The sequence below is a fragment of the Izhakiella capsodis genome (genome assembly GCF_900115045.1).
In the GTDB taxonomy this organism is placed as follows: domain Bacteria; phylum Pseudomonadota; class Gammaproteobacteria; order Enterobacterales; family Enterobacteriaceae; genus Izhakiella; species Izhakiella capsodis.
The window spans coordinates 47,174-60,894 of the sequence record NZ_FOVC01000010.1; the positions used below are offsets into that span (position 1 = coordinate 47,174).

Sequence of the window (13,721 nt, forward strand, 5' to 3'; positions counted from 1 at the left end):
CCAGCCGTCATCGATGTTGAAGAGGAGTTTGGCGGAATGGGGGATATGCATGGTGCAGAGTATAAAGCGGAGCTCAGGTCATGCAAACACCCGAATCTGCGCAGCAGCGCCGCTCACGCGACAGGCGTGCTACGTCTTGCGTCGTCTGATCGCTTGCAGCGTGCGCGCGCAGGGTTTGTGAAGCTGATGACAGCTTTGGTTGACCCTCTATATGCCTTTCCCTATCATCAAAAAGATAAATTTAACTGGCGGTGCGGTGGGTGATGGGCTTCAAAATTAAGCGACAATATCGTGACGTTGGCGAGCTTATTAAACAGGAGCTGGTGGCGGGAAAATATTTGCCGGGTTCGCGCCTGCCGCCAGAACGTTCCATTGCTGAACGCTTTGGCGTGGGTAGGGCGATCGTACGCGAAGCGATGATTATGCTGGAGGTTGAAGGCTATGTGGCAGTGCGAAAAGGCTCCGGCATTTACGCGCTGACAGTGCCCGCTGGTGTGCAGCAAAGCAAAAATTTAATAATAGGCCCCTTCGAGTTGCTGCAAGCGCGTCAGCTGCTGGAAAGTAATATTGCTGAATTCGCTGCGTTACGGGTTACTCCGGGGGATATTAAAAAGATGCGTGCAGCGTTGGATGCTGAGAAACAGGATATTGAAAGCGGCAGCGGCGGAGAGGGAGGTGACAAGCTGTTCCATCAGACGATTGCTGAAGCAACCCATAATACTATGTTGTTAACGCTCTGGAAGCAGTGCTGGGAAAACCGTGATGAAAATCCGATGTGGCGACAGCTCCATGAGCGCATAACCAGCCATACTTATCGTCGCGAATGGCTTAATGATCATCAGATGATCCTGGCTGCGCTGCAAAAACGCGATGCGGCGGCGGCAAAGCTGGCAATGTGGGGTCACCTTGAGAATGTAAAACAGCGATTGATGACACTTTCCGACGTCGATGCTCCCGAGTTCGACGGCTATCTTTTTGAGTCCTGGCCGGTAAAAATAAAATAGTCTGATCGCCTCTTCAAATATGTTTCTATCTTAGGTGAATAATTAAATTTTAAGTTATTAATACGATGAAGATATTGCCACACTCAGCGCTTCTAATTATTACGCTTAACTGAGATTCAGCCCGCACGTACTTACCACAAAGGTTGATAACAGGCGTACTTGAAGGATTATAACGATGACCTTCTCTGACCGCCTTTCGCTGTAATAACCGCAAAAACGCGGTTTGGTATTTACCGTCTGATGAATAATAGCGTGGTTAATCGCGTTGATTTTAAAGGGGTGCTCCGAGTGCTTAAGAATGGAACCGCCGCCCCTCAGGCATGATTCATGTTCCGCGCTCCAACTGCCTGCCCCATAGCAATAATTATATGCTGACTGGTTTCAGTCGCGACCAGCATCCTGCTAGGGGACGCCATCCCACTCGGCTTTCACGACTACTGCACGATCTTATGGAACCGCTTTACTCATGATTTCGTGTTCTTCTGTCTGTCATAAATCTGTCATATAAGCTACATTTTGCTGTCATTAAACTGTCCTATTTTCCTTTCAGCAGCAACGCCTGATTATTATGAGCCGATCCTAAAAATATCAACTATCACTCCCGTGGAGGGAATATGACACTGATGCAAAAAAAACTGGTGCAGATCTTTGCAGTCTCTCTTTCCATGACTGCGGCTTCAGCCTTCGCTGCGACCAATCTTACCGGGGCGGGTGGTACTTTCCCGGCGCCGGTTTATAACCAGTGGGCGGCAACTTACAACAAGGATACCGGTATCCAGGTTAACTATCAGGGGATCGGTTCTTCTGGTGGTGTTAAGCAGATTATTGCCAAAACCGTTGATTTTGGGGCCTCCGATGCGCCTATGACCGATGAAAGTTTACAAAAAAACGGTCTGTTCCAGTTTCCCACCGTTATTGGTGGCGTAGTGCTGGCGATCAACGTTCCGGGGATCAAGCCGGGTGAGCTGACGCTGGACGGTAAAACTCTTGGCGATATCTATCTTGGCACCATTAAAAAGTGGAACGATCCGGCAATCGTTAAACTGAATCCGGGTGTTAAACTGCCAGACAGCAGTATTAACGTGGTGCGTCGTGCTGATGGTTCCGGCACCTCTTTCGTGTTCACCAGCTATCTGTCTAAAGTTAACAGCCAATGGGCGAGCAAAGTAGGAAAAGGTAACACCGTAAACTGGCCGATCGGTCTTGGTGGTAAAGGTAATGATGGTGTGGCCGCGTTCGTACAGCGCCTGCCGGGCTCCATTGGCTACGTTGAATACGCCTATGCTAAGCAGAATAATTTGACCTATACCAAACTTATTGATGCTGATGGCAAAGCCATTGCTCCGAGCAAGCAGAGCTTTAGCGATGCTGCGAAAAGCGCTGACTGGAGTAAATCTTTTGCTCAGGATTTGACCAATCAGAAAGGCGACAACGCCTGGCCTATCTCTTCAACCACGTTCATTCTGGTTTATAAACATCCGCAGGATAAAGCGAAGACGGCCGAAGTGCTCAAATTCTTCGACTGGGCATATAAACACGGTGCTGATGCCACAAACAGGCTGGATTATGCTTCTTTACCGGAGTCGGTCGTTAAAGAGATCCGCGCCGCGTGGAAAGCTAACGTTAAAACCCAGTAAGACACTTAAGCAGACTGAATCCTCCACTGGGCTATCAGCGGAGGAGGGGTCGGAGGTAGGAGACTTCCGTTATATTTCGCCCCTCAGCGGCTCACGGTCTGATATTTTTCATCAAAATCGGAAATTTTATGGCTGCATCTAAGCCCACAATGAAAGCCCCTGGCAAGCATGGCGACATTTTGTTCGGCGCGGTGGTGAGACTGGCCGCGCTGATTGTGCTTTTGATGTTGGGTGGCATTATTGTTTCCCTGATCTTTTCGTCCTTGCCGAGTATGGAAAAATTCGGCTTTTCGTTTTTGTGGAGCAAAGTCTGGGATGCGCCTGCCGACCAGTTTGGCGCACTAGTGCCGATCTATGGCACCGTGGTGACGTCATTTATTGCTCTGGTTATTGCCGTACCGGTGAGCTTCGGTATCGCCTTGTTTTTAACTGAGCTGGCACCAGGCTGGCTGCGACGCCCGTTGGGCACGGCCATTGAGCTGTTGGCCGCGGTTCCCAGCATCGTATACGGCATGTGGGGCCTGTTTGTTTTTGCTCCGCTATTTGCCACTTATTTTCAGACGCCCGTTGGCCATTTGATGTCCAATATACCTATCATCGGCGTGCTGTTTTCCGGCCCGGCATTTGGCATCGGTATTCTGGCCGCTGGAATTATTCTCGCCATCATGATCATCCCCTATATTGCTTCGGTAATGCGTGATGTGTTCGAGCAGACACCGGTGATGATGAAAGAATCTGCATACGGTATCGGCTGCACGACCTGGGAAGTGATGTGGCGCATCGTCCTGCCGTTTACTAAAAACGGCGTAATTGGGGGCATTATGCTTGGCCTCGGACGGGCGCTGGGTGAAACAATGGCGGTGACCTTTATTATTGGTAATACCTACCAGCTTGATAGTGCTTCGCTGTTTATGCCGGGCAACAGTATTACATCGGCGCTGGCCAACGAGTTTGCCGAGGCACAATCCGATACGCACGTTGCTGCGTTAATGGAGCTTGGCCTGATCCTGTTTGTTATTACTTTTATTGTGCTGGCCATTTCCAAGCTATTAATTCTGCGTCTGGCGAAGAGAGAGGGAGCGCGCTCATGACAATGCAGGGACGTGAGCATCGTGAACAGCTGGAAACCTCACGACGTAAAATGCAGGCTCGGCGGCGGCTGAAAAATCGCATTGCGCTTACCCTTTCGCTATTGACGATGGCGTTTGGTCTGTTCTGGCTAATCTTGATTCTGTTCACCACTGTAAGTAAAGGTGTGGGGGGGCTTTCCCTGGATTTATTCACTCAGAGCACCCCTCCGCCCAACGTTGATGGCGGTGGGCTGGCTAACGCCTTTATGGGAAGTGGATTGCTGATTTTCTGGTCAACGCTGGTGGGGACACCGCTGGGTATTATGGCGGGGATCTATCTGGCCGAGTACGGCAGAAAATCATTACTGGCGACATTTATTCGCTTTATAAACGATATTTTGCTCTCCGCGCCGTCGATCGTGGTCGGGCTGTTCGTTTACACCATTGTGGTAGCGCAGATGCATCGCTTCTCTGGGCTGGCCGGTGTGGTGGCACTGGCGCTACTGCAAATCCCTATTGTCATCCGCACCACGGAAAACATGTTAAAACTGGTGCCAGAAAACCTGCGTGAAGCCGCTTACGCTCTCGGAACGCCCAAGTGGAAGATGATTGCCTCCATCACCGTTAAAGCCTCGGTATCGGGTATTATCACGGGCGTACTACTGGCGATTGCGCGTATTGCCGGCGAAACCGCGCCGCTGTTGTTTACCGCACTCTCGAATCAGTTCTGGAGCACCGATATGATGCAGCCTATCGCTAACCTTCCTGTCACCATCTATAAGTTCGCCATGAGCCCATTTCCGCAGTGGCAGTCGCTGGCCTGGGCGGGCGTGCTGATTATTACCCTCTGCGTGCTGCTGCTAAATATTCTGGCGCGTATTATTTTTTCCAGAAGCAAATACTAATTAAGAAGCGCGGCTGCAGCGGCGCTAAGACGAGAGACGAGACAATGGCTGATAGTAATTCCGTAAAACTTCAGGTACGCAATCTGAACTTTTACTATGGAAAGTTTCATGCCCTGAAAAATATCAATCTGGATATTGCCAGAAATCAGGTAACGGCTTTTATCGGGCCGTCAGGTTGCGGAAAGTCGACTTTGCTGCGCACGTTCAACAAGATGTTTTCACTTTATCCGGAACAGCGAGCGGAAGGGGAAATCCTGCTGGATGGGGAAAATGTTCTTACTTCACATCAGGATATCGCTATTCTGCGCGCTAAAGTTGGCATGGTGTTTCAGAAACCAACGCCGTTTCCCATGTCAATTTATGACAATATCGCCTTCGGCGTGCGTCTGTTTGAAAAGCTTTCCCGCAGTGAGATGGATGAGCGTGTGCACTGGGCGTTAACCAAAGCGGCGCTTTGGTCAGAAACCAAAGATAAGCTGCAGCAGAGTGGCTATAGCCTTTCTGGTGGCCAGCAGCAGCGTTTGTGTATTGCCCGAGGTATTGCTATTCGTCCGGAGGTGCTGCTGCTGGATGAGCCATGTTCCGCGCTTGATCCTATCTCCACCGGGCGCATTGAAGAGCTTATCACTGAACTGAAGCAGGATTACACCGTCGTTATCGTTACGCACAATATGCAGCAAGCGGCGCGCTGTTCAGATCATACCGCCTTTATGTACCTCGGCGAGCTGATCGAATTCAACGATACCGATACTCTGTTCACGAAACCAGCGCGCAAGCAAACCGAAGACTACATCACTGGTCGCTACGGCTGAGGTGGTAGCGCGGTTGCTGATAGTTGACATCTGCCGTAAACGGCACTGAATACGCCTGTGAGTGCGGCAGGCTTGGAGAGATGATGGAAAGCTTAAATCTGAATAAACATATTTCCGGGCAATTCAATGCAGAGCTGGAAAATATTCGCACCCAGGTAATGACGATGGGCGGCATGGTTGAACAGCAGCTGTCGGATGCCATTCTTGCTATGCATAATATGGATGCGGTGCTGGCTCAGCAGGTTATTGATGGCGATCATAAGGTCAACATGATGGAAGTGGCGATTGATGAGGCTTGTGTACGTATCATCGCAAAACGGCAGCCAACGGCAGTTGACCTGCGGCTGGTCATGGCGATTATTAAAACTATCTCAGAGCTAGAGCGTATTGGTGACGTGGCGGAGAAAATCAGCCGCACCGCGCTGGAAAAATTTACTGTTCAACACCAGCCGTTGCTGGTGAATCTGGAGTCGCTCGGGCGGCATACTATTGAAATGCTGCACGACGTGCTGGATGCGTTTGCCCGTATGGATATTAATGCGGCGATCGATATCTATCGCGAAGATAAGAAAGTTGATCAGGAGTATGAAGGCATCGTTCGCCAACTGATGACTTATATGATGGAGGATCCACGCACTATCCCCAGCGTGCTGACGGCACTGTTCTGCGCGCGTGCTATTGAGCGTATCGGCGATCGCTGCCAGAACATCTGTGAAATTATTTTTTATTTCGTTAAGGGGCAGGATTTCCGCCATCTCGGTGGTGACCAGCTGGATAAGCTGCTAGCCGTTGACAGCAGTGTTAAGCCAGAGTAGTTCTCTTGTGGCCGGCTACTAGTGCCTTACGCCATAATTCACGCTAACCTGCGGGGTAATGTCTCTGCATTGATAGCGTTTTGCCGCTGATCAGATCGTTGGATTTTCTTACCCAGACGGGTTCATCTCATCTTCGGAAAAGTGAGCTTGGCTAAAATCGGGCAAAGCCATGCTGGCGGCCCTCTGTGGCTTGCTATGGACGGTATGCTCACGGGTTTCGGGTGATCATGCCGCCAGGATCGGTTCTGAACCCTGGCTGATCCATGTTCAGCACATTGATGTGCAGGCATTCAGCAAGCTGAGCCCCCATATTATTGATTTTTTTATCCATACGCAGATCAGTCCTCCTGTAAGCAACGTAGCTAAAGTAACGGATGCAGTTTTTTCCGTTGGAATCCCTGAGTCACTGTATTGTCATCATGAATGAGCGCTAAATCGTGCGAATAGAATGTTCTGCGGGGTATCCCAATCTCTACACGAAACTTATTTTCTGAAAGAACTTCTTCAGAAAAAGCACCCAACCCAACAGTCCTGGCTTCTTCAAGCAAAAGTGAGCAGTCTGTTTGTGATTCTGGCTGAGAACTCTCAACGGTCAGCCGCTCTCCATTTAAATTGTGGAAAACGTGAAGAAGTTCATGGAAAACAGTGCACGCATGAAAGTCTACCAGGCTAATTCCTTGCCCACAGGGATATTCAACTGCATTCAGATTACAGTGAAAGTTGGAGCCAGTTCCTCGGGAGTTTTCAGCATCCGCATCGCAGTGTGCTACCACCATTAACTCAGTACAATTGAGATATATTGCCAGTTTTTTTGATTTGAGTCGGGATGTTAATTCAATACAGTTCAAAAGAGTACGTCCGGTGTCCGTGGATTCGATCTTATCGAGAGCAGCTTCAAGATGCTGATAGATTTTATGGTTAGTCCCGTGGAAGCAAAGTTGTTGGTTGTTTTTCACCCAGTGCACACGCGACATTTTTACAAGAGATTGAATGTCTGTGGTTGAAGTTGAATTCGAATTCGAATTCGAATTCGAAAATGAGGGTAGAGATGACGAAGGTGATGTCAGATTAAGGAACGTAGGGCGCATTAAGACCTCATGAGGATAAGTGTAAGTCAAGAGGGTTATACTTGATTGGCAGTGTACGCCACCACAACAGGGGAAGAACCTGGGACGTGGTGTTAATTAACTGTCGGTTTTTTGTTTTTAATATGTTTGTTATCTAAACGCAGGATCAATATTTGATGCGTTATTTTTTTGATTTAACTTATCTTTTTACAGTTATTTCCTAAATGAAATGTAAAAACATCTTCACACTTTTTCTTGATTTAACAATCTTAACTATATAAAACAATGAGTTGATTTTAAGTTATTAATTTAATTAATTGCTCCGACAGATCGATATAAGTAAAACAATAGTTTTAGTCTATATAAAATCAAATATTGATCGTTGTTGACGATTAAATTTAAATGTGAATAATGCCTTGAATTAGGGTTAAATGATAAATGGTCAGCAATAATGCAATATTAAAAAAACAACGAAAAATAAGATAAGTATCTATAATGTATTCAATGAAAATAATCATCTGATTGTTTTTTTTATCGTTATTTATTGGCGAAATTATTAGTGTTAATAAGAATCACGATCTAATTTCGTTTTTTATTCTAGATAAACCTCACAGTTTCATCATTAACAAACAATGTGTTGGTGATGGATGTTTTACGTTCAGAAAGGAAGATATGGAATGAAACTAAATAACTTCGTCATCGCGACCTCGCTTGTATTGGGAATGGTCTCTTTTGCTAATGCTGCTGGTGTAAACACCACTACTCCTACTCCTACTCCCACACCGCCTACCGATCAGGGGCATGGCACGGTGTCTTTCACCGGTGATATCGTGGCATCGCCCTGTTCTATTGATCCCACAACGCTGGATCAAACGGTAAGCCTGGGGCAGATCTCTGCAACGCAATTGGCCGATGGTGGTGCCTCCCGCCCAGCTAATTTTCAGATAAAACTGGAGAACTGTAATGTTAAATCACTGACAGATGGCGATGTGACAGAAACCTTCACCGGTGCTGCTGGAGTTGATGGTCGTTTGGGAATTAGTGGTACGGCCAGCGGCGCAAGTATTGCTCTGACGGATGGTGCAGGGAATTTGATTAAACTGGGTACAGCCACCGCGCCGCAAAAAATTCAGAATGGTAACAACTCACTGGAATTTGCAGCATATCTCAAGGGTGATGATGCCACTGGCGGCATTGTTCCAGGTGAGTTTAACAGCATCGCCGATTTTACATTGTCCTATCAGTAATAGATTCTTCTCTGCCTGTCTGTCTATCTTTACGGGCAGGGAAGCCAGTTAATTGGAATATCAATTAGTGAAAGCCAGTTTACTTTATTCCTCAAAAGATATTTTATTTATTCTAAGAGCCAATTTATAACTCAGTGAAATTTGTAGAATATCTTATTCGGAATTTTTTGCTCTTAAGCAAACCCAGAAGGCTGCTGGTAAGCGTTCTGATTGCAATGCTGTTCTTTTCTAATGAAGGATATGCCAGTGACGCTAAAATTAATATGAATGATGTTCAGTTCAATACTAGTTTGCTGAGTATAAAGGATAAAAATCGCATTGACTTAAGCGATTTCTCCCAGGCAGGTTATATTATGCCGGGCTCTTATACCTTTGCTATTCGTATTAATGATCAGCAAGGTTCCTTGTCGGACGAGAGTATTAACTGGGTAGTGCCGGATAATGCGCCAAAAGAGAGTGTTCCCTGCCTGACATCGGCGTTGGTAGGTAAACTGGGACTCAAATCAGGTATAGCTTCGCACCTCAGGTGGTGGCATCACAACCAATGCTTGCGGCTGTCGAGTCTGCCAGGTATGACGGCTCGCGGCGATCTGGCAAAAGAAACGCTCTTCCTGGAGATCCCTCTGGAAGATATGGCCTACCAGGAGCCGGGTTGGGATCCCCCCTCTCGTTGGGATAACGGTATCACTGGCGCTCTGTTTGATTATTATGTGGCCGGACAGAGTACTACTAGCCTGTCTTCCTCCGGGGGAACAAATAACACGCTCTCTGGCAATGGAACCGTTGGTGCCAATTGGGGGCCATGGCGATTCAGGGCGGACTGGCAGGCTGACTACGATACTGCTCAGGGAGAGAAGCCGGTTCATCATTGGGTTTGGAGTCGTTACTATGCCTATCGTGCGTTGCCCCAAATCGATGCTTCGCTGACGCTGGGCCAAAACTCGCTGTATTCAGATATTTTTGACAGTTTCAATTTTACTGGTTTTAGCCTGGTCTCTGATGACGATATGTTGCCTCCCAATCTTCGGGGGTATGCCCCGGAAGTCACGGGCGTGGCTAAAACAAACGCCAGAGTCATTATCAGCCAGCAGGGTCGAATTCTGGAACAAACGCAGGTCGGTGCCGGGCCATTTCGCATTGATAATCTGAGTAATATGATCAGCGGTACGCTGGATGTCAGGGTAGAGGAGCAGGATGGTAGCGTAAAAACGTTTACCGTGAACACCGACAGTGTCCCCTATCTGACCCGACCGGGTCAGATGCGTTATAAAATAGCTGCAGGTCGGCCATCGGATGACCAGTATCATGACGATGGTCCGGCTTTTGCTTCCGGTGAGTTATCCTGGGGGGTCGATAATGGCTGGTCGCTGTACGGGGGAGCGATTGGTAGTGAAGATTATAATGCTTTGTCACTCGGTATGGGGCGTGATCTTGAGGATTTCGGGGCGATATCGCTGGATGCGACGCAGTCTTATGCCCGGTTGCCTGGTGGGAGTGGCATCCGAACCGGTGGATCATACCGGCTGAGTTACTCAAAAGATTTCAATGCAACCGACAGTGAAATCACGTTTGCCGGTTACCGTTTTTCCGAACGTCACTTCATGGATATGCAGGATTTCCTTGACGCCCGTGCGGGGCTCCTCTCGGGTAGACGCAGCAAAAATATGTACACCCTGTCATTAAATCAGCAAATTCCGGCGTTAAAACTGAGTCTGTATCTGGACTACAGTCACCAGACTTACTGGGACAGTCCGGAGAACGATCGCTACACCTTCACGCTGGCGCACGATTTCAACCTCGGCTTGCTGCAAAACCTGAGCCTCTCTTTTACGGCTTACAAAAACAATTCTTTAGGGATGGTGGATAACGGCATGTATCTGTCCCTGTCTATGCCCTGGGGAGGTAATGGATCAATGAGTTACAGCGGCACAACCGCTTATGGTGAAAATACACAGCAAATAAGTTATTACAATCAAATGGATAACAACAACAGCTATCAGATGAGCGTGGGCGAAACTAACGGTGTTGCAACGGGCAGCGCTGACTGGGAGCAGGATACAGATTTTACCCATATTGACTCGAATGTCAGCTATCAATCTGGCAGTTACCGTACTCTTGGTCTCTCAGCCAGTGGTGGCCTCACCCTGACCTCTAAGGGAGCGGCTTTCAGCAGGATCGATCGACCTGGCGGAACCCGCCTTCTTATCGGCACTGACGGAGTGGCGGGCATACCGCTTCAGGGGAACGGTGCAGACACCTTGACCAACCGTTTTGGCGACGCGGTAATTACGGATATCGATAGCTACACCCCTAACTGGGTGCGAGTTGATCTCAACAAGCTACCGGCTAATGCCGAAGTTGCCAATACGGAAGTGGAGGCAACGCTGACAGCAGGGGCAATTGGCTACCGTAAGTTCAATGTTGTATCAGGGCAGAAAGGGATGGTCACTATCCGTCTGGCAGACGGTTCTTATCCTCCTTTTGGTGCCACGGTAGAAGATAGCCACCATCAGGACGCGGGGATCATCAGTAATGAGGGAAACGTCTACCTGAGTGGTATGCATAAAGGTGAACGGATGTCGGTGATGAGTGAGGGTGGCGTCTACTGTACCGTGCAGCTGCCTTCTCTTCTGCCTGCGGAAACCTTTCAACAGGGACTACTGTTGCCTTGCTACGTAGCTAAAAAGTTTACGCATTAATAATCGACAAGTTTAAGGTGTAGATCATGATAAAGCCTTGTTTTACCGCTCGTCTTTATGCGGTACTCATTCTCAGCAGTCTGATAGCAACGCCGGCTTGTGCGGCCCTCGAGTTAGATCGTACTCGGGTGATATTTAATGGGGGGGATAGTTCAATGAGCCTCAGTGTAACGAATGAGAACAAAGCGTTACCTTATCTGGCTCAGGCCTGGGTGGAAGATCCACAGGGACACACGCAAAATCTGCCGCTTACCGCGCTGCCGCCCATTCAGCGTATTGAACCGGGGGCTCAAAGTCAGGTTATTTTGCAGGCGCTACCGTCTGTCAAAAACCTGCCCCAGGATCGTGAGAGTCTGTTCTATTTTAATCTGCGGGAAATTCCACCACGCAGCAATAAACCGGACACGCTGCAACTGGCGCTGCAGACTCGCATTAAATTGTTTTATCGCCCGGCAACGTTAAGAGCAAACAATGGCGAAGCGCCCTGGCAGAATCAGCTGACACTGACGGCGGTGGGCAACCACTACCGGGTCAATAATCCAACCGGATATTACATTACCCTGGTGGAAGCACAGCAGCATATCAACGGACCCGCAGAGAAAACGTTTTCCCCGCTGATGGTCTCGCCGGATGACAGCATGGCACTAACCGGGGTGACCGGAAGCGCTCCTGTTCTGACCTATATCAATGATTACGGCGGCGATGTGAAGCTGGCTTTTCACTGCACAGGAAAAACGTGCGCCGCTTCTTCGGTTCAGGGCGGCTGAGAATTTTTACATGTTTACGACTGAAAACCTGCCGGGAGATATCTCACCGCAGGAAAGCAAGCAGGAAAAAGAGAGTGATGAATGAGCTACGACGCCAGTTTGCTGACCGGGTATTGCGGTATGCCCCGATGCTGTTAGGGCTGTTAACTGGCTGTGTTCATGCGGCCACTGAAACAGACTCTTTAAATGTGGCGGTAAAAGCCACGATCGATATCCCACCTTGTATTATTAATGGGGGCGCGGCCTCGGATGTGGATTTTGGCAAGGAGCTGGTCACTACCAGGGTGAATGGCAGCAATTATACTACGCCTATTGATTATGTCTTGTACTGCGTTGGTGATACCGGGTCGGCGCTGAGAATACAGATCAGTGGTACCGGTGCCAGCTTCGATCCGACCGTTTTACAGATCCCCGGCCAGCCAAACATGGCTATTGAGATCCTCAATGGGACGACCAAGCTTCCACTCAATAGCTGGCTCAACTTCACAAACGGATCGCCGCCAGTCCTACAGGCAGTACCCGTTAAGAAAGCAGGCAGTCAATTGACTACTGGGCCATTTGAAGCCAGTGCGACATTGTCAGTAGCGTATCAGTAGCGTATCAGATGAGTAATCAGACAACAGGATTCTGCCTTCTGGCGACGCTAATGTTATACAGCCTGGCGGGCCGTGCCGAGGATATCTCTTTCTACCAGGCTATGAGTGGGCCATCGCCGAACAAGAGTGTTCCGGTTACTTTTCACGGTACCCTGAATGCGCCTCCGGTATGTTACATCAATGGAGATGGCGATGTGGTTGATGTGAATTTCGGTAATTCTGTGGCTATAAGTAACATTAACGGCGAGAATTATATGCAACCTCTCAATTACCAGATCATTTGCCGGGGCACCACACCTGTGGGCATGGTTTTACTGACCTTTTCGGCGAGTGCAACCCCTTTTGACACTTCAGCTGTGCAAACCACGATCCCCGGACTGGGTATTCGGATACTGGAAAGTGGTACGCCCGTCGTGTTTGGAAAAGGTATTCTGGTCAATCCAAAATCACCGCCGGTATTACAAGCGGTACCAGTTAAGCAGACGGGCATCTCGCTGCAAGATGGCAATTTTGAGGCGGCAGCAACCCTGCGTGCTGACTATCAGTGAGTAAGCAATGAAAGCGCTGATATGCCTGCTGGTGGGGTCAGGGCTAACGAGCGTGATTTTTGCTGCTCAGCCACAGGGTAACAACAACGTGCAGTTTCATGGCACGTTGGTTACTGCGCCGTGCGTCATTCCTCCTGGGGAACAGAATATCACGCTGGCTTTTGGAACGATTCCGGATAAGCAGCTGTACGCTGATATTCGTACTCCCGACTCGCCCTTTTCAATACATTTGACGCACTGTAATACAAAAGCGATGAAAACGGTCATGGTGAGCCTTGTCGGGGCAGAAAGCCGGGCCATTCCAGGGCTGCTGGCGCTGGATGCGGGGAGCACAGCAAAGGGCATTGCCATCGGACTGGAAACCGCTGGAGGGCAACCGCTGAAGCTGAACCAGGAGACCCCGGCACAGAAACTATCAGATGGAGATAACACCATCCAGCTGGAGGCATATGTCATGGGTGAGCCTGCAGCACTGGCAGATATGTCCCTGAAAGACGGTAATTTTCAGGCCACAGCCACCTTCATGTTGACCTATGAATAGCGATCTTAGCTTC

General features: G+C 48.9%; 15 protein-coding genes. 13 read left to right on the plus strand and 2 right to left on the minus strand.

The annotated features are described in order from the left end of the window. From BM191_RS16830 to phoU, 7 genes are all read left to right on the plus strand, one after another. A partial coding sequence (locus BM191_RS16830) for a hypothetical protein (RefSeq protein WP_177203340.1) occupies window positions 1–264 on the plus strand: 264 nt, incomplete at its 5' end. Beyond that, window positions 264–1,004, plus strand: coding sequence for an FCD domain-containing protein (locus tag BM191_RS13135; protein ID WP_092878913.1), 741 nt, complete (start codon window positions 264–266; stop codon window positions 1,002–1,004). The genes BM191_RS16830 and BM191_RS13135, both read left to right, overlap by 1 nt. A 614-nt stretch (window positions 1,005–1,618) precedes the next feature. Continuing rightward, entirely contained in the window at window positions 1,619–2,641 is a 1,023-nt protein-coding gene (gene pstS / locus BM191_RS13140) for a phosphate ABC transporter substrate-binding protein PstS (RefSeq protein WP_092878915.1), read from the plus strand. A 128-nt stretch (window positions 2,642–2,769) separates the two neighbouring features. After that, a complete protein-coding gene (pstC, locus tag BM191_RS13145) occupies window positions 2,770–3,732 on the plus strand; it encodes a phosphate ABC transporter permease PstC (protein WP_092878917.1) in 963 nt (320 codons plus the stop codon). After that, a complete protein-coding gene (gene pstA, locus BM191_RS13150) occupies window positions 3,729–4,616 on the plus strand; it encodes a phosphate ABC transporter permease PstA (protein ID WP_092878919.1) in 888 nt (295 codons plus the stop codon). Before pstC ends, pstA begins: the two co-directional genes overlap by 4 nt. A 44-nt stretch (window positions 4,617–4,660) precedes the next feature. Further along, entirely contained in the window at window positions 4,661–5,428 is a 768-nt protein-coding gene (gene pstB, locus BM191_RS13155) for a phosphate ABC transporter ATP-binding protein PstB (protein ID WP_092878921.1), read from the plus strand. Window positions 5,429–5,511: 83 nt separating this feature from the next. Beyond that, complete coding sequence (phoU, locus tag BM191_RS13160) at window positions 5,512–6,243, plus strand: phosphate signaling complex protein PhoU (RefSeq protein WP_092879050.1); 732 nt, start codon at window positions 5,512–5,514, stop codon at window positions 6,241–6,243. Window positions 6,244–6,451: 208 nt separating this feature from the next. Here the strand turns inward: phoU and BM191_RS17415 are convergent, their stop codons facing one another. Beyond that, window positions 6,452–6,574: a hypothetical protein gene (locus BM191_RS17415; RefSeq protein ID WP_269017641.1), complete on the minus strand. Its 123-nt coding sequence runs from the start codon at window positions 6,572–6,574 to the stop codon at window positions 6,452–6,454. Between the two features lie 31 nt (window positions 6,575–6,605). Further along, the gene (locus BM191_RS13165; RefSeq protein WP_329957250.1) at window positions 6,606–7,199 is read right to left on the minus strand and encodes a M91 family zinc metallopeptidase; all 594 of its coding nucleotides are present in this window, start codon (window positions 7,197–7,199) and stop codon (window positions 6,606–6,608) included. Between the two features lie 788 nt (window positions 7,200–7,987). Between BM191_RS13165 and BM191_RS13170 the strand changes: the two genes are divergently transcribed. From BM191_RS13170 to BM191_RS13195, 6 genes are all read left to right on the plus strand, one after another. Further along, a complete protein-coding gene (locus tag BM191_RS13170; RefSeq protein ID WP_092878925.1) occupies window positions 7,988–8,557 on the plus strand; it encodes a fimbrial protein in 570 nt (189 codons plus the stop codon). A gap of 215 nt (window positions 8,558–8,772) precedes the next feature. Continuing rightward, window positions 8,773–11,256 carry a fimbria/pilus outer membrane usher protein gene (locus BM191_RS13175; protein ID WP_407927882.1) on the plus strand — a complete coding sequence of 828 codons (2,484 nt, stop codon included), beginning with the start codon at window positions 8,773–8,775 and terminating at the stop codon, window positions 11,254–11,256. A gap of 26 nt (window positions 11,257–11,282) precedes the next feature. Next, window positions 11,283–12,023 (plus strand): fimbria/pilus periplasmic chaperone, encoded by a 741-nt coding sequence (locus BM191_RS13180; RefSeq protein WP_092878927.1) that lies wholly within the window; start codon window positions 11,283–11,285, stop codon window positions 12,021–12,023. A 77-nt stretch (window positions 12,024–12,100) separates the two neighbouring features. Then, entirely contained in the window at window positions 12,101–12,619 is a 519-nt protein-coding gene (locus tag BM191_RS13185; RefSeq protein WP_092878929.1) for a fimbrial protein, read from the plus strand. A gap of 8 nt (window positions 12,620–12,627) precedes the next feature. Further along, window positions 12,628–13,167, plus strand: coding sequence for a fimbrial protein (locus tag BM191_RS13190; protein WP_092878931.1), 540 nt, complete (start codon window positions 12,628–12,630; stop codon window positions 13,165–13,167). Between the two features lie 7 nt (window positions 13,168–13,174). After that, window positions 13,175–13,708, plus strand: coding sequence for a fimbrial protein (locus BM191_RS13195; protein WP_092878933.1), 534 nt, complete (start codon window positions 13,175–13,177; stop codon window positions 13,706–13,708). Window positions 13,709–13,721: the final 13 nt, after the last annotated feature.